The organism is Bifidobacterium sp. LH_730 (genome assembly GCF_056355835.1).
This window is the reverse complement of the sequence record NZ_JBKETB010000012.1, coordinates 63,682-81,991: the sequence shown is the minus strand read 5'-3', so window position 1 is coordinate 81,991 and position 18,310 is coordinate 63,682. Positions and strand designations below refer to the sequence as shown.

The following is an 18,310-nucleotide window of genomic DNA, read 5'->3' as shown; positions in this document are numbered from 1 at the left end:
TTCCCGCTCATGCCCTACTACGCCAACGCCAGCAAACGCCTCGTCAAAACACCGAAACTGTATTTCCACGACACAGGACTGCTCTGCCACCTCCTAGGCATAGGAAGCGTCGCCGAATTGCTGCTGAGCCCCCATCTCGGCGCGGTGTTCGAGAACCTCATCGTCGCCGAAACCCTCAAGGCCCACCTCAACGCCGGCGACGAGCCGAGAATGTTCTTCTACCGGGATGACTCGAAGATCGAGGTCGACCTGCTGGACTTCACCGACAACGCACGACGCAAGCTCATCGAGATCAAATCCGGCCAGACCTACCACGACCGGTTCGCCGCGCACCTGGGCAGGGTCGGGCAATGGCTGGACATACCACCGGAGGAACAGTACGTCGTAGCCCGCGTCGAATCCAGCTACCAAGCCAAAGGCGCCAAAGTCCGCTCCGCGACGGACTGGCTACTGCAAGGGATCGCGGCAGAAAACTGACATTCGATCGCCTCGGCTAACGTTCCATCGCAACTGAGCACAATTTAGCCTCGCTCTCCAAGAAAACATCCACAGACCCCGCCCATACTGTTGCTCAGCATAGATAAGGGGTGGCGCGCCAACTGGCACGCCACCCCTTATCTTGCCTTGAAACCTGTCAGAGCTTGACGAGGCCCTTGTCAATCATGCGGCCGAGGAACGCGGCGGTGTCCTGACGGACAATCGTCTGTCCACCACGGAACGTGCCATCGGAGAAACCGGTCGTCACACCAGCCGACTTCGCCCATTCGATCGCCTCATGATGAGGCGTCGACTCAGACACATCCCCGAAGGACGCATCATCCTTCACCGCCGGGCCGCCGGCCAAACGATAGAGCATCGCAACCATATCCTGGCGCAGGATCTCACTGCCGCCAGCGAACGTGCGCGTGCCATCCGCGGCCGTGTAGCCCTGGATGACGCCCTGCTTCGCAGCCCACAGAATCTCCCTGTAATGCGGAGTGTCCACGGTCACATCGGCGAACACAAAATCCGCCTTGGCAGGCTCGAAGTCCGGCTCGCCGGCCAACCGGTAGAGGAACGCAGCCAAATCCTGACGCTTCAGAGTCGACATTCCCTGGAACGTGCCATCATCGAAGCCCCGCGTGATGTCGTGCTCGAGGATCGTCTTGATCTCCTCATGGTGAGGCGTGGAATCGTCGACATCCTTGAACATCACCAACACCTCAATGGTCACCTTCTTGGACGGATCGTCCTTCGAGGTGAGCGTGACCTTCTGCACACCCGGCTTGTCCGCGTCATAACCGGACACTGTCAGGTCCTCGGCGCCGACCTGCCTGCCGTCACCGAAATCGACCTTGACGCCTCCCAGATCGAGATCCTCGCCAAAACCGAGCTCGGTATCAGCAGGAGGCACGACAACCTCAGGCTCCGACGGCTTGACGGACCCACCATTGCCACCAGGAGTTGGATCTGGAGTGGGCTCAGGATCCGGGTTAGGATCGGGATTGTCGTCCGAGGTCACTGTGACGGCCACGTTGGCAGACACATCGCCAGCAGTTGCAGTGATTGTGGCATTGCCCTCGGCCTTGGCCGTGACCTTGCCGTTTTTTACCGTCGCAATCTTCGTGTCGGAAGACGACCACGTCACGGTCTTGTCGGTGGCGTTCTTCGGAGCAATGGTGGCAGTCAACGCGGAGGTCTCGCCGACCTTCAGTGTCAGCGCACCATCAACCACGCCGTCGCCGGCAATCGTCACAGACTCCACCGGAACGATAACCGGGGCCTTCTGTTCCAACGTGACCTTATAGGTCTTGGTCGTGGTGCCGTTCTCGGCGGTCACCGTGACAGTGACCACGTTATTCTTCACCTCGACCTTCGGATCGGCGGCCTTGTCATCGTTCTTGACAGCCTTGACGTCCTTGGCCGTCACGTTGGCGATACCGTCCACCGTCAGCTTGGCACCCGCCTCGGAGGCCGCAGCCTCCAAGTCCACGGACTGGTTAAGAACGGTCAGCGACTTCAACGTGGCGTCGTCGGACTTGGCGGGCGGCTCAGGCTCCTCGGACTTCGAGATCACGAGAATGTTGTCGTAAACGCCATTCTGCACGAAGCTCGTGTTGTAACCGTGGCCGATGAACGCCTTCGTGCCCTGCTGCTCGCTGAGCTTGAAGCCGATATCAGTGGCAGCCAACACCTCCGCGCCATTGAGCTTCACCGACACCTTGCCATTGCCGCCATCGGTTTCCTCATAGGACACTTCGAAGGAAGCCCACTGGCCGACCGTCGCTTTGCTCGACAGGTTCACCGAATGCTGGCTGTTGCCATCAGTGGTGTTGCCATAGCCAAGCTTGCCTTGGCCAAGCTGCAGGTTAATTGCCTGATTAGCGGTACCAATCGTCAACGTGGAGGCCTTCACGTCACCGACTTCCGCCAGCTTGACATCAGCCTTGAACGACCACTTGGTGGTGTTGAACACACTCGGGTCCGCAATCGTGGCCACTGCCTTGGAAGGACCATCAGCACTGGCAGTGCCACCGACCCAACCGCCGCTTAGTGTCACCACGTTGCCGCGATTGGCATCAGCACCCTCAGCCTTGGTGATGGTGGCATTGGCATCGCCGCTAGGCACCTTGATACCGCTGACTTCGTCCAACGCACCGTTGACGATTTGCTCAGGCACCTCGGCATCGCCCTTGACGATGATGACCATGTATCGCTTTGTGGTCCGATGATCCTGGGCCACTGAAGTGATGTTAAGGGCAGTCACATCCTGGTCGAGCGCAATCTCACGAGAATCGTTTTCGCCATCCTTAACCACGATGCCATTGGCCATCACATAGGCACCCGGATCGGCAACCGTAAAGGTGGCCTTCACGAACTTGGCGTCAGCAGGCACCTTCAGCATGTAGTCAGTGGTGGCGGGCTTGAACGGCTGTTCCTTGTCGCCGGCTTTGTTGAACCATTCGCCGTTGTCGAACGTAAGGTTCTTCAGCTTGGCATTGGCGGAATAGTCCTCCGCCGTGGTGGTGCGCACGCCATAGACGCCGCCAACCACGACCTGAGTTGAGCTATTCGCCACGAACTTCACGCGCACCTTGCCATCCTTGACTTGTTTCATCAGATCAGCAGGGATCTCGGTATTCACCCAATAGAATCCGCTCTTGGAGGCAGAGTACTTGACCGTGAACTTCTTCGCTGCAGAACTCATCTCGCCAGCCGCCTGCTGACCCTGATCGGTCACGGGCGTCGGGTCGATCCACATATCGAAACTGTCGCGACCGTTATCGGCGTCAACAAGGCGAACTCCCACATAATTCTTCGCGGCCTTTGAATCGACCTTGAGATCGTAGGAGAACCAGCCGTCCTTAAGTTCGGCTTGGCGATATTGTTCACCGTTATATTCACCGGCAGTGGAATTGTTGCGGCGGAAGTTATACAGGCCCTCGTTCTGTTCCTGATTGTCGAATTGCGTAACAGCTTCTGTATTGAAAGCATTGTCGCGCTCTTCGGTCTTGCTTGACAGAATTTGCTGTTGATAGGCCTCGGAATCCACCTCAGCCAAATCCCAGTAGATCGCATATGTGGTCTCGTACAGCGTCTTGTATGGCTGGAGCTTGATTGAAGCCGCCTCGCCCTCGACATTGCGGAACTCGAAGCTCAAGTCCTTACCGTCGTTGGGATCGTCAGTTCGCACAAGATTCTGTTCGATATTCTTCACCCATTCGGCAGGAGTCTGAGCCGCCGGGAAAATCTGGGCCATCGCATTCGACGCAGCGTCATAGGCCGCCGAACGCACCAGCACACCGCCATAGCCCCAATTATTCTCCGGGTTGGTTTTACGCAGGGAACCCGCCAACACATAGGGGCCATAGGTGAATGCCACCCAGTTAGCATTATCTTGCGCGGCATGCGCCTGCAGCTTGGCGGGCAGCTCATAGCTGAGCTTGTCGCCAGCCTGCACCGGCACAGACACCCAACCCTGGGCGTTCTTCTCAAGCGTCACCGACTGGCCATTCTTCGTGAGCTTGGCGGCATCAGTGGTCCATTCGGGCACGCGCAGCATCAGATTCGCCGAACCGGACGCGCCTGCCGCTGCGCCCTTGTCGAGCTTGGCGACCTCGAACGTCACCATCGTCTGCTTCGGCACATTCGCGTTCTGCGTAATCTTCAGACCGTGTCGCTTGTCGGTGAACGTGGACGAAAGGAACATGTTCACATACACGTCGTTCTCGTCGGTGAACCACATCGAATCATTGAGCTTCGCGAAGTTCTCGATGCCCGTTCCCTGGCAGCACCAGAACTCGCCGTACTCCGTGCCGAACACCTTCGGATAGCCGGCCTTCATAGGCTGGAAATAGGTGGTCATACCGGTTTCCGGATTCTGTGACGGCAGAATCGAGTTGATGAACGTGTGCTCGTAATACTCGGAGTACTTCGCCTCATGCGTCACTTGGAAGAGCAAACGCGCCAGCTTGAGCATGTTGTGCTCATTGCAGGTTTCCACCGTGGAGTTGTTGGTATAGCCGCCGCCGTTCACGGGGTCGCCGTTCTGCGTCGCATCCTTCCATAGCTGGTCGGCCACGTGGAAATGCTCGGACTGCGAGTTTCCACCATTGACATAGGTGTGGTGATTCACCACGATGTCAAAGAAGTTCTTGGCCGCAGCCAGATACAGGCTAGTCAGCTTGCCCTGCTCATCTTCAGACAGGGAATCATAAAGCTCCTGGTCCTCGGTATAGGCCACATAACGCTGCATTGCGCCCACAAGCTTGGGGATGGTGGTGTTCGCGTGCAACTTATTCAATGGATCTTGACCCGCAGCCAACTTTTCAAACAACGTGGTCTCGTCGAACATATGCGCTGCGGTCAGTACTGTCTGCTTATCAGCCGGATCGGCAATTTCTGCAACCTGATACAGGGCATCGTTCATGCCACCATATTCAGTGCTCAGCATATTGACGTTTTTGTGAGCGTTCTTCCACGCCACTATCCATTTAGCGAAATCAACGGCAGCTGCCTTAGCCTGCTCGCGCGTTTCGTCATCAGTGGAATACAGGTAGGCGTGAACCAATCCTTGTTCGATCTTGTGCAGGTTATAGAACGGCACAACCAACGTAGGCCAGGAACCGTTGGGCACGAATTTCACTTCGAATGCAGGTAGATAACCAGCATTCGCAGAATCCTTCTTAGCATATGCCTGCTGAGCGGCACGAATGCCTTTCACCAGCTCGGTCTGCTTCTTGGCAAGCTGCGCTTTCTGCTCTGGGGTAGCAAACGTGGCACGCTGCGCCTCAGAGATAGCCGAAAGATAGTGGCCAATAAAATGACCCGTAAACTTACCGTGGTCACAACCCTTGGGGTCTTCGTCACCGTTATATTTCGCCTCTTGGCCGCATTCCCAGCCACCGTAGTTCTTCGTGCCTTCCTTAATCGGCAAACCAGAAACACGATTAAACTCCACTAGCAAACGGTCAGTCTCAAAGGAGTCAAGATAAGTAATCTCCTTCTTGGCAGCGTTGGTCATGTAAGCATCGGCAACCTCGACATTGGACATGTCGGATTCCGCGAGATACTTCTCAGAGAATGTCTGATCTTCCTGCTTGCCAGCGGCCGGCACGGTGACGGTGAAGGTCTTGGTGACCTTCTTGGAACCATAGACGCCGGTGGCGGTCAGAGTCACTGTGGCATCTTCCTCACCCTCGGCCGGGCGAGTCACTGTGCCCGTGGAGGAGATGACACCTTGGGTATCGGTGGCCCACGTGATGGTAGTGCCGTTGGCGGCCTCGGCCGGCAGCGTGAGGTTGCTGGTGGCGTTGGCGGGGATGCTCAGCTTGTTCAGCGCGTCGGTAGCCACGTCGGCCGCATCGAAATCAGTATCGCCGACCTTAACCTCGCGTTCCACGTCGGTGGTGTTGGCCACGACGTTCCACAGCTCCACCTCGTCGAGCACACCGTTGAGGGTGCCGGCGTTGTTATGCGCGCCGTTCCAGCCGATATACTTGGTGTCGGCGGTGGGGTTGACGGTTTTGCCGGCGTTCTGGTCGCCGTCGGTGTGCGATGACTGCTTGATGCCGTTGATATAGAAGGCCGCGGTCTTCGCAGCGTCGTCCCAGGTGACCATCACATGCGTCCACTGGCCGGCCTTGAAGATCTCGGAACGCTTGCCGTCCATCACGAATTCGGCGGGCTGCGTGCCGGTGCCTTTAGCGCCGATGGACAGCACCAGCGGCTTAGCTTCGGCGTTGGCGGAAAGGTACCAGCCGTCCTGGTTGTATTCGCCCTTGGTCCACATCAGAATCTGCTCAGTGGTGATCGCAGCGTTCGGCTTGTACCAGAACGATAGCGTCAAATCCTTGGGCTGCAACGTATCGGATGCGCCGAGGGAAACAGCGGCGTCAGCGAAGTTCGCACCATTGCCACTCACACCGTCGGGATAAGTAATCTCACCTTTGGTTTTTTCAACCTTGTTCTCGCCTGTGCTGGAATCAGTCAGGTTGTCGTTATCGAACGTCAGTCCCAGCACCTTATTGTCATCGGCGGTGACGGCGGTCATGCCGCTATCCCCCACCTGCAGCTCCGCCGCAACCGCAGTGGTCGCAGGCATCACCGCAAGAACCATAGGCAGCACGGCGGCAATCGCAACCAAGCGTTTGCCCACTGCATGTCTTTTTTGGGGCTTCATCCGAACCTCCTTTGAAAGCCCCGATGCCGCCAAGTCGGCGTACAGCACCGCACGCCATCCAAGCACCATCGTTATTCGATATGTCGAGCCCACCGCCAGAACAGCCGAAAAGTTATCGAACTGTTATCAGAAGCCCCCCCCCCGAACAACTTTTATCCGAGGAAGGAACCGCCGCATCGTCTCGCCGTCGCGACTGACGAGACAACCATTTTGGCGGCTTTTCAGCATTCCTACGAGCCGATGCGTCAACGCATCCAACCCGCGGAACACCTACCGAGCTGCCATCAATATACCCGAAACGAACACTGTTGATGTTCGCTCCCACCCCGTAAGCAACAATCTTTCAAACAAGGATGACGCACTACGGAAAAGGCCGGTTGGAGAGCACCAACATAGTGCCCTCCAACCGGCCTTCGGCCTTCAATTCCCTCGCGCCATTACTTGATGTCGACGAGGTCCTTGTCGATTACGCGGCCGAGGAACGCTGCCGTGTCCTGGCGCACGATCGTGTTGCCGCCCTTGAACGTGCCATCAGAGAAGCCGGTCGTCACACCGGCCGACTTCGCCCACGCGATCGCCTCATGATGCGGGGTGTCAGCGGACACGTCGGAGAACGACGCGCCATCCTCCACCCGCGGACTGCCAGCCAGGCGATACAGCATCGCAATTAAATCCTGACGCTTGATGTCAGCGCCACCGGCATACGTGCGCGTGCCATCCGCGGCCGTGTAGCCCTGGATGACGCCCTGCTTCGCGGCCCATAGGATCTCCCTGTAATGCGGAGTGTCCTTGGTCACGTCGGCGAACACGAAATCCGCCTCCGCAGGCTCATAATCAGGCTGACCGGCAAGACGATACAGGAACGCGGCCAAATCCTGACGCTTCAGAGTCGACATACCCTGGAACGTGCCATCCGCGAAACCACGCGTGATGCCATGCTCAAGGATCGCCTTGATCTCCTCATGGTGAGGCGTGGAGTCATCGACGTCCCTGAACATCACCAACACCTCAATGGTCACCTTTTTGGACGTATCGTCCTTCGAGGTCAAAGTCACGGTCTGTTTTCCCGGCTTGGACGCGTCGTAACCCGACACCGTCACATCCTCAGCCCCCACGGTCTTGCCGTCACCGAAATCAACCTTGACGCCACCCAGATCAAGATTCTCGCCAAAACCAAGCTCGGTGTTAGACGGAGGAACAACAACCTCAGGCTCCGACGGCGTCACAGTGCCACCACCATTGCCACCAGGAGTCGGATCAGGAGTCGGTCCGGGCTCTTCAACCTTCAAACCAGCCTTGGCGGTTGTGAGCGCCTCCAGAGCCGCGTCGACCTCAATCTGATAGGCGGTGACCTTCTCACCCTTAGTGACGAGGGTCTTCTCAGCTGTGGCAAGCACGCCGGAATCCTTAAAGGCCTTCCACGACTCAGCCGTGTAGTCCGATTCCTTGAGCGCCTTGGCGTCCTTGACGGCCGCTTCTAGCTTCGAGTAATCGGTCTTGGCCATCTGCACGGGCTCGATGTCCTTGGTCACATCGACCTTTTGCATCAGACCATCCTTGAAGGCGATCTCGCTGATGGCGGTCTCGCGGTGATAGCCAAGTCCATCGGTGTAGACGCCCACCGGTGTGTAATGGCGGTGGTAAGCCATGAACGTGCGTTCGCGACCGGTGCCATCGGTGAAGGTCACGTCGGACTGATGCCCAGTGCCCTGGATGCCGTTGGCCTTGTCCTTGCCGACCAGCCATTCCGTTTTCACGGTGATGTTGCCTTCCAGCGAATCGGAGACACCGTAGTTGACGTGGTAGTTCTCGCTGTTGGCATCATCGCAGGTCCAAGTCCAGTGATACTTGCCGTCACGCTTCATCACGACCACGGACTCGCGGAAGCCCGTAAGGCCGTTGATATAGCGTACGGTGTCCGGCACGATGGACATCATGTCCTCACCCAGCTCGGCGATGGCGGCAGAACCGTTGCCATAGAGAATGTACGACTTACCGGTGTCCGGATCGGTGAAAATCGACGGATCGATGGCCTGACCGACCGTCACGTCGCCAGTCTTGCCGTTCTTCATAGTCCGATTGACCAGAGGCTGTTCGGCCGGCTTGAACGGACCCGCAGGATTATCGGCAACGGCCACACCGATGGCGGACTCGCCGCCCGGCTTCTTGGCGCAGTAATAATAGAAGTACTGCATCTTGCCGTTGATCTTCTTGGCCTCGATGGTCGGTGCCCACGCGGAGCCAACGGACCACTTGGAGAAAGCAATGTTGTCGACCTTAGAACCATCATAGTCGACTTTATTGTTTTCGTTCTCCTTATTGACGTCAAGAATCACACCCTCATCCGTCCAGTTCACCATATCGGTGGAGCTGAAAGCGTGGAAGTAGTTGCCGCTCCAACTCTTAAAACCGTCGGTGGTCGGATAGAGCCAGAACTTGCCGGTCTCCGGGAAGTAGTCGATGTCGGGATCGGCATACTGGCCGGGCAGCACCGGGTTGTTCGAGATCTCGGCCGCCTTCAGCGTCCACTCCTTGGCGACCTGAGTGCCATCTTCCTCAGTAGAGGAAACCACAAGCTTGTGGTCCTTTGTGGCATCAATCTCGCCAGAGACGGTGTACTTATCAGCCGACAAGGCGCCGAAACGCTGTCCATCCAGCGTGACATTTGTCGCCACGTCATTGCGGTTGAGCTTGATGGCCACTGGCGTGTTAGCCAGCTTGCCTTCAGCGCGTCGGTTCAGCGTCGGCGTGATAGTGCCCGTAGCAGCATCCACCTTGGCATACAGCGCCGTATGGCCATCAGTGCCGACTTCCCCGGAAGGATTAGCCGGAACCGTGCCCATCACAGCAGACTTCACCGTGACATCGCCGAGCATATCGCGCATGGAGCGGGCATAGTTGTAAACCTTAATCTTGTCCACGCCGCCGTTCCAATATCCATCCGCCGCATAGACCGACTTGCCGATGTACGCCTTGAGGTTCTTGCCAAGATCGGAGACGTTCACCGTGATGTTGGTGTTCTCACCAACCAGCTGGTTGTCTGCATACACTGCAATGCGATGCGGCTCAACGGTGATGACATACTTATGCCAATTCAAGGTATTCACATTGGCGGTGGCACCCTGTTCAGCCGAATATGTCTGATCGGTGATGGCAGTGTACAACTGCGCACCACGCAAACGGATGATGATGTACTTCTGATCGCTGTTGCCAATGGCGAAGGAGAAGAAGTTGCCATTGGAGGCACGCGACTTCGACTCGAACTCCAGCGTGAAGGAATCACGGCCATCGAACATGCCGGTCGGGAACTGCGCGTAGGACTTCTTGTTCGGACGCAGCTGCATCACATTGGTGTTCCAATCGCCCGGCACACCGAACTCAGGCTCACCGGAGAAGGTCAAATTGTTGTCGCCCTTGGTGTCCTCACCGCGGCTCTCGGCATTTTCGAAGTCATACTGAGCAATAGGTTCGGAACCAGCTTGGTCCGGAATCTTCGCATCAGCAGCATCGTCGTAGGCCTTGAGCACCGTCTGCTTTTCAGCAGCCGTCAACGGCACAATGGTTCCATGACGGAAGCGCTTCGGGAAGTGCGTGGTCATCGTCTTCGGCGCAACGCCCTTTTTCAGGTCAGAAAGATTGGCGATAGTACGGGCCTTATAGCCTTGGTTATCGCCCATGATGACCCAGGAACCGTCGGGCTTCTGGAACACGGTCAAGCCCTCGATGCCACCGAGACCAGCCTTGGACGTGTTCATCGTCACCTTGTCGCCGGTGATACGAGAGGTACCGTCGTCCTTCACATCGGAGTCACGCTCGACGATACGTGTCCACTTGCCATCCAAAGTCTTGGCGGTGTCGACCACAGTGCTCCAGTCGGAGGTGGAGAAGCGGTAATAGTCGCCGTCATCGCCCTTGACGATGGTGGAGTCGATGATGTTCTCCTTGGTGTTCGCACCGTCAGTGGTGGTGCCTTGATACACCCACGGCTTCGGATCGCCCGTGGTTCCCTCGGGCTGGGTGAAGGTCTTGAAGTCCTTGGTGCGCACAGCATACACACCCAGCAGATCGCCACCCTTCGGCTTGGAGGAATAGTAGACCAAGTAATCGTCAGTCTCGGGATCATAGATGGCTTCAGGCGCCCACATACGGTCGGCATTATCCCAGCCACCCTTGACGGCTTCAGCAGCGGTCCAAGTCACCAAATCCTTGGAACGGGAAACGATGAGGTTCTGGGACTGCTGGCTCCAGCCCTTGCCGCCCGCCGAACCTTCGGCATGCAGGTCGGTGCCGATCATCACATACTTATAGCCATCAGCATCTGGTGTCTGCAACTTGATGAGGTGCGGATCACGAATGCCCTTATTGGCGACGTTGGAGGTGATCAACGGCTGGTTGTTGTTCAGCTTGCGCCAGCTCGCACCATCGGAGCTGTAGCCATAATAGATTTTCTCGTAATCTGTGGCCTCGAAATGCAGCCACAGATACCCGTTGCTGCCGTCAGCCTCATCAGCCGCGGCGACGGGTGAAGCAAGGGGCGACACTGTCGCATCGCCCAACATGTTAGGTGTGGTTTCTTCTGCACTGGCAGACGCAACTATTGCGCCCGAGAGTAAGGTGGCCGCAGCGACAGTCATAGCCGCTAAACGTCTACCCCCTCCCCTCGTGAATAATGACCTCATCGACACTCCTCCTCAAGAGTCTCAAAAGCGGAGTGCTTTCTCCGCTTGGCCACTCTGCCCGCCAAACATCTGCCTGTCCTAGGGCATAGGAAGCCCTAAGGGGGGGGGGCAACCTCCATCGGATTGCATCACTGCGCCGTTTGGAGGGTTCGACGAACAAACCTACTATCTGTTTCGCTTGTCACTCAACTCCATGACAGAGCCGGGTTCCCAACGGATGTTAGGGTTAACAAACGTATATCTAGGCTATCGTAAGCGAACATGAAGAATGTGCGCTCAGTCCTCCAAAATCACGCAACCACCCCACCTATCAGCACTTTAATTACCCCTAATTTATGCCAATGGTAACGCAACCATCTATGACCGCTCAACCAATATAACTTTTCCATAACATATCGGCGACGAATATAACGAAACAATAACTAGCCAGAGAAATCAGCGCTACGCAACCACTTTAGATATTCCTCGCCGTTCAGCATGCGGGCAAAAAGTTCAACGCCCCAGACCCCTTCTGAGGATGCCCATTCTCAAACCAGCCAGCACAACCTACAGCATGGCGCGCGACGCACGAGTACCATTATCGGTATCCGTTCAGCATATTTTGAGAACTTGCTGAGGCGGCGTTCAATCTCTCGGCAAAGGAGTCTATATGAACGTTCGATCGCACATGACGAAACTAATTGCCGTTGCAGCGGCGACACTAGCCATGATTGCACCGGTCTCGACCGCCAACGCTGCACCAGCGCAGCCAACCGCACCGGAAGGCGGCACCGGCTGGGTCGAGTCCAACGGCAACAAATACTGGTTCGACGACGGCGTCATGGCCCAGTCCAAGGAGATCTTCGACCCGGGCTTGAACGCATGGTATTGGATTGACGCCGACGGCACCATGGCGCGCAACAAAGACGTGTTCCAACACAGCAACGGCGGCAAGTGGGTGCGCTACGACGCCAACGGGCACATGATCAAGGGCGAGGACTTCCGCAACGGCGGCTGGTACTACTTCGATCCGGTCACCGGCGCGATGGCCAAAGGCATGAAATTCGTTCCCAGCAATGGCGGCAAGTGGGTGTATTACGACTGGATCACCGGTCAGATGGCCCATGGCGAACGCTGGGTGGATTACGATGCCGAGCACACCGGCTGGTATCTGTTCGATGAACACACCGGTGCGATGTTCCACGGCGACACTTTCGTGCGCTCCTCCGGCGGCAAGTGGGTGCGCTACGACCGCACCACCGGCAAGATGGTCAAGGGACTCGACTATCAGGACGGGGCTTGGTACTACTTCGATCAGAACACCGGCGCGATGGCACACGGCAGAACGTGGGTACCCGACTGGAACCGTTGGGTCAACTTCGACCAGGTGACGGGACGGCACGCGGAGGGGAACGTCGGCAACGGCAACGGCGGCAACGTCGTGCCGGAGAATCCGACGGTGACGGGGACCGTGTGGTGGGTCACAACCAGCCATGCGGGCGTGTATCACACGCATGAAAATTGCCCCTCATTGAGAAGCGCAACCTGGACGCATGTTCGCAGCGGCTCGTTGGCAGACGCGCAGCGGGCCGGATATAACCGTCTCTGCAGGAATTGCGAGCATCTGTAATTAGGACATAGCAATCCATATTTGCGTTTCAGTCCGGCTTACATCATATGTATGTCGGACTTTTTGTATACGGATAGCTTCACTACGCGTTTGGACTCATTTCCGAAGACGCTAAGCGCAAACTGTTGGCTGTTTTGGGCTTCTGTTGGTAAATATCTCCCTCCCTAAGATTGAAAGCCTGACAAGAACCGCAGGATTTCGTCGTTTTCCGATTCGTCGGTTACGCGTTGCTATCCTTGCCTACCAACAGAAGCCCCAAACAGCCAACAGAACCTACACAATGGATGTTCTACGGCGCTCGAACACTCGGGGTCCCCCTCCGACAACTTCATAATTCACGATCTTTCCTTCGCTATCTGGCGCTTGAGTCCTTACACGTTTCCAAAGATGCCCCGCACCGCCCTTTTCCAGCAAAAATCCTCGATAAACGTTTTCTCAGCCGGCTTCACGGCATCGTGTCTGACACGTGTCCATGCCATCGGGCTTTGCGTTTTCTCACTATGAACTGTTTTCCGCACAATTCCAGCCATCAGCAGCTGCCAGCACCATCGCTATCGTGTCCATACGTGCTCACGACAGCCGATGACAATTAGCCTCATCCTAACGTCTAGTTTTTCCAAGCTCTCCAGCCACACATCACTTATGAAACCTATGTCCCTAGAAGAAAGGTTCCAGGAACATGACTGGAAACAAGAATGCATGGCGCGCGCCGCTCGCGGGTCTTGCCTCTCTCGCGATGATCGCGACGATGGGCGTGACCGCTTTGAGCGCAAACGCCGCGATGCCTGACGTGAAGGCCACGCTGAACGCGAACGGCGGACAGGTCGACGGCGTCGCGACCAAGCTCTACGACGACAGCACCGCCGGCGACGGCGCTAACGACGGCAAGCTCGCCTGGCTGTACGACACCGCGCACTTCAATGTGACCGCTCCCGCGGGCAAGGTGTTCACCGGCTGGTACGAGGCTGATTCCAAGCAGGCCGTGGGCCCGGACACCGAGCTCGAGGGCGACGTGACCCTGACCGCCCACTACGCCTCCGCGGACAACGACAAGTACGAGGTCGTGTTCGAGAACGCCGATAAGTACACGACCGGATGGACGTCTGCGTCCCAAATCATCACCACCAATGGCAATGACAAGGTCGTGAAGCTGGCGCCGGGCGACCAGCTTGCCTCGTGGCAGTATTCCATCACCAGCGCCGGCACGGGCCTGTTCGCCGGCTGGACCAACAAGGGCGTCGCCGTGACCGACTTCGCCACCGTGCAGCCCGGCGACTCCCTGCGCCCGGATTACGCCGAGCATGTGAAGACCTATACCTTCACCCCCGCGGGCAGCGTGGACGACGTCCAGTGGAGCGAGGGCGCGACCGCGGTCACCACCACCAGCGTGAAGGTCGCCGCCGACGCGGAGGCCCCGACCGTCTACTACACCGACGGCAACGGCCCGCAGCAGATCTCCAAGTGGAAGACCACTGACAACGTGAACTACACGCCCGACGGCAACGCCACCGAGGTGTACAAGGCCGACGTCTTCGCCTACGACGGCACGACCTCGCTGACCTATGCCGGCTACACCGCCGTGTACTTCGCGAAGTCCGACGTCGATCTGGCGAAGGGCTTCGACCTGTCCGCGCTCAAGGGCTTCGAGACCGTCAAGGAGAAGGACGAGCAGTTCGCCGGCTGGTACGCCCAGTACGACACGATCTCCGGCAAGTTCGCCAAGCCGCTCGAGTACGTGAGCAACTACGACTTCTACGAGACCTATGGCAACAACCGCGAGGGCAACGCCTACGCGAAGTTCGAAGCCGCCGCCGATTCCATCAAGGTCACCTACGACCCGAACTACGCCGGCTCCGAGAAGGCCACCGTCTCCCTGTCCGACGGCGCCTACCTGGGCGACACCCTGCCGGCCCCGACGCGCGACGGATACACGTTCCGCGGCTGGTACGCCAACAAGAACAACGGCGGCTCCGTGCTGGACGTGCAGGTGAGCAAGGACACCAAGGTCGCCTTCACCACCGGCACCGCATCCGTCACCAAGAAGAAGGTCGAGACCGCCAACGGCAAGGTCACGTTCTACGCGAAGTGGGAGTCGACCCTGTACGCCGAACTCAATGATCTGCTCAACCTGAAGAACACCCGCGTCAACGAAGGACTCAACGCCATCTTCGGCGCCCGCATGTACACCGACGCCTCCTGGGCCAAGTACAAGGCCGCGCGCGAGGCCGTCCTCGATAAGTCCGGCGTCACGCCCGACAGCGACGGCAAGTACGCGGTGAGCGACGAGGACATGTCCGAGGCCGAGGCCAAGGCGTACGTCGACACCCTGTCGGCTGCGAAGGCCGCTCTGGTGGTCGTGCCCGAATTGGCTGGCGCGTACACGGACGTGGACGCGCTGACCCCGCACTACACGGACATCCTGAGCCTGACCGCCCAGGGCGTGATCAAGGGCTACGCCGACGGCACGTTCCGCGGCATGAACCAGATCAAGCGCCAGGACTTCGCCGCGTTCATGTACCGTCTGGCCGGCGAGCCCGCCTTCGACGAGGCCAAGGCCACCAAGACGTTCACCGACGTGACCGCCGGCGACGAGGCCAACCACTCCAAGGCCGTGCTGTGGGCCGCGTCCAACGGCATCATCGGCGGCTTCGCGGACGGCACGTTCCGCGGCTTGGACAACATCAAGCGCCAGGACGCCGCCGCCATGCTCTACCGCCTGGCCGGCAGCCCGACCTTCAAGGCCACCACGTCCAGCTTCTCCGACGTGACCGCCGGCGACGAGGCCAACCACGCGACCGCGGTCCTGTGGGCCGCCAGCAAGGGCATCGTGCGCGGCTACGCCGACGGCACCTTCCGTGGCATGAAGAACATCGTGCGCCAGGACGCCGCCGCGTTCCTCAACCGCACCACCGTCGCCAAGTACCTCCAGTGAGTCCCGCGACTCCCGTGAAGTAGCCTAAGACATAGCAAGAGGGAGGCTCCTCCAACCCAAACGGGTTGGAGGAGCCTCTCTCTTGCTATGTCTACGCTATCTCAGCGAATAGAGACTGTTTCTCACTTGTTGAGGTAGGCGTACATGCGGGCGATGAACGCGGCGCCGTCCTGGCGAAGCAGGGTGTTCGTGCCGGCGAACACGCCGTTCGGATAGCCCTGGGCGATCGCGCCGTCATACGTGAAGCCGTCCTCGTTGATGCTGACGACGGTGTTGGCGGCCCACAGTACTTCCTTCTCGTGGTTCGCGTTCGAGGCCGGGTCCACGTCGGAGAAGGTCTTGCCGGCCTTCGCGACGTCGAACTCGGGCTCGCCGGCCAGACGGTAGAAGAACGCGGCCGCGTCCTGGCGGTTGACCAGGCTCATGCCGCGGAACGTGCCGTCCGCGAAGCCCTTGATGATGCCGTTCTTCGCGGCCCACAGGATCTCCTTGTAATGCGGGGTCGACTCGTTCACATCCGCGAAGATGTTGTCGGAGGCGGCCGGCGTGTACTCCGGGCTGCCGGCCAGACGGTACAGGAACGCGGCGAAGTCCTGACGCTTCATCGTGGACTGCGGGTGGAACGTGCCGTCGGCGAAGCCGCCGACCAGTCCCCTCACGGCTGCGAAATTGATCGCGTCGGCGTGCGGGGTGGCGATGCCGGCGCCGTACTCGCCGCCGAACACGTCGGAGAACTGCTGGCCTTCGACGGACAGCTTGGACTTCAGCTCGGTCAGTTCCTTGGTCCATGCGGCGACGGTCTTGTCGGACTTCCTGGACAGGCTGTCAACGAATGCCACGGAATCGCTCGTGCCGATGGCGCTCTTGATTTCGCCGACTTTGTTAAAATAGTTGGTCTTCGCCTGATTGTCGAGATAAGCATTCTCAGGCAGGTTGAGCAGCTGGTTGAGCTGGTCCTGGGCATTGTTGAGCCACTTCGCGGTCCACGTGTTGTAGCCGGTGACGGCCTTGAGCGGGGAGTTGGTCTTGTTGGCCTCGTTCCAGGCGTTCTTGTCGTACAGCTTGTTCTTGGCCAGGTCGGTGTTGTCCTTGCCGGCCCAGCCTTGGAACACGTAGCCGTCGCGGGCGGGGGCGTCCTGCCAGACGAGCACGCTTCCCGGCTTGACCTTCACCACGATCGGCTTGGAGCCGCTGTAATCCGGTGTGTAAGTGATGTCGGTGGTTGTGTTCGCCCAAGTCAGTGCGGCATGCAGGGCCACGTGTCCATTGCCATCGTTGGTCAGGTCCTTGACGGCCTCGTCGTTGTAGGGGTTCTGCAGGCTGGCGTCCTTCTTCCAGCCGGAGAACTCGAACAGACCATCCTGGGTGTCGACTTCGGGGGTCGGCGCGGACTCGTCCTCGGACACGAACACACTGGCGGGGTTCTCGGCGCCGTTCAGCGTGTAGTCGACCATGATGGCCTTCGGTGCATCAACGGACGATGTGCCGGTCAAGGTGACGTCCTTGACGTCCTCGCCGTTCTTGTCAGTGGGAATGCTGTCGCCGGAGAAGAATTCCGCGTCCGCGGGTAGCGTGGCGGTCTTGTTGGCATCCACAAGCGTCATCGCGGTCACATTCCACGTGTCGACGAGCTTCTTGTCGTTACCATGCCCGGTCACCGCGGACGGCAGGTCGACGGGGTCTCCGAAGGGTACATCGAAGGACGCCGCGGGATCGGCGTATCCAGTCACACCGGTTGCGCCGGCCAAGGTGACCTTCTGCGCGTCGGACGCGGTCACGGTCACTCGCGTGGTCTTCGCGCCCGGCACCAGCGCGGTCAGGTCGCCGGCATCCTTGCGGTCGATTTCGAAGCCCTCGAGGATTGCGTTGTTCGCTGCCTTGTTGTCGACCGGAACCTCCCAAGAGGCCAGCTTGTCGCCCGGAGCGAGACTCACGGACTTATCGCCGCTACCATTGGCGATGCCATCTTGGTCAGAGTCTCCGAACGCGGCCACTCCGGACGGATCGTTGAAACGCACGGTCTTCACGTCACCGGACTTCGCCCAGTGCGCGTACACAGTCGTATCGGTATAGAACGGCTTGGTGAAGTCGACCTTCTCGCCCTGGCCCAGATCGGCGGACGTGTACCAGCCCGTGAACACCCAGCCCGCGGGAGCCCCGTTCTGGGCATTCATCGTATAAGGGGAGAATACCTTGTAGCCATCGGCCGCAGTGACTTCGGTCTTGCCGCCATTGCTAAGGTCCGTACCGTATCCGTTCTTGTCGAACGTAACCGTGGCCTTGTCCGGGCCAGCCACAACGCCCGCGGCGTTCGCGGTTCCCGCGGCCACGCCCATCGTCGCGATCATCGCGAGAGAGGCAAGACCCGCGAGCGGCGCGCGCCATGCATTCTTGTTTCCAGTCATGTTCCTGGAACCTTTCTTCTAGGG

General features: G+C 58.6%; 6 protein-coding genes. 3 read left to right on the top strand and 3 right to left on the bottom strand.

Features of this window, described 5'->3' with window-relative positions; genetic code table 11:
- Positions 1 to 477: DUF4143 domain-containing protein (locus AC1AUD_RS11720; RefSeq protein ID WP_476574561.1), on the top strand; the 477-nt coding region annotated here is incomplete at its 5' end.
- A gap of 157 nt (positions 478 to 634) precedes the next feature.
- Here the strand turns inward: AC1AUD_RS11720 and AC1AUD_RS11715 are convergent.
- Both AC1AUD_RS11715 and AC1AUD_RS11710 read right to left on the bottom strand, forming a co-directional pair.
- A complete protein-coding gene (locus AC1AUD_RS11715; protein ID WP_476574560.1) occupies positions 635 to 6,730 on the bottom strand; it encodes a beta-L-arabinofuranosidase domain-containing protein in 6,096 nt (2,031 codons plus the stop codon).
- 368 nt (positions 6,731 to 7,098) lie between these two features.
- Entirely contained in the window at positions 7,099 to 11,220 is a 4,122-nt protein-coding gene (locus tag AC1AUD_RS11710) for a family 43 glycosylhydrolase (RefSeq protein WP_476574559.1), read from the bottom strand.
- Between the two features lie 826 nt (positions 11,221 to 12,046).
- Here AC1AUD_RS11710 and AC1AUD_RS11705 point away from each other — a divergent pair.
- Entirely contained in the window at positions 12,047 to 12,949 is a 903-nt protein-coding gene (locus tag AC1AUD_RS11705) for a surface protein A (RefSeq protein ID WP_476574558.1), read from the top strand.
- A 679-nt stretch (positions 12,950 to 13,628) separates the two neighbouring features.
- Entirely contained in the window at positions 13,629 to 15,881 is a 2,253-nt protein-coding gene (locus AC1AUD_RS11700; RefSeq protein ID WP_476574557.1) for an S-layer homology domain-containing protein, read from the top strand.
- 122 nt (positions 15,882 to 16,003) lie between these two features.
- Here AC1AUD_RS11700 and AC1AUD_RS11695 read toward each other — a convergent pair whose 3' ends face one another.
- Positions 16,004 to 18,286 (bottom strand): S-layer homology domain-containing protein, encoded by a 2,283-nt coding sequence (locus AC1AUD_RS11695; protein WP_476574556.1) that lies wholly within the window; start codon positions 18,284 to 18,286, stop codon positions 16,004 to 16,006.
- Positions 18,287 to 18,310: the final 24 nt, after the last annotated feature.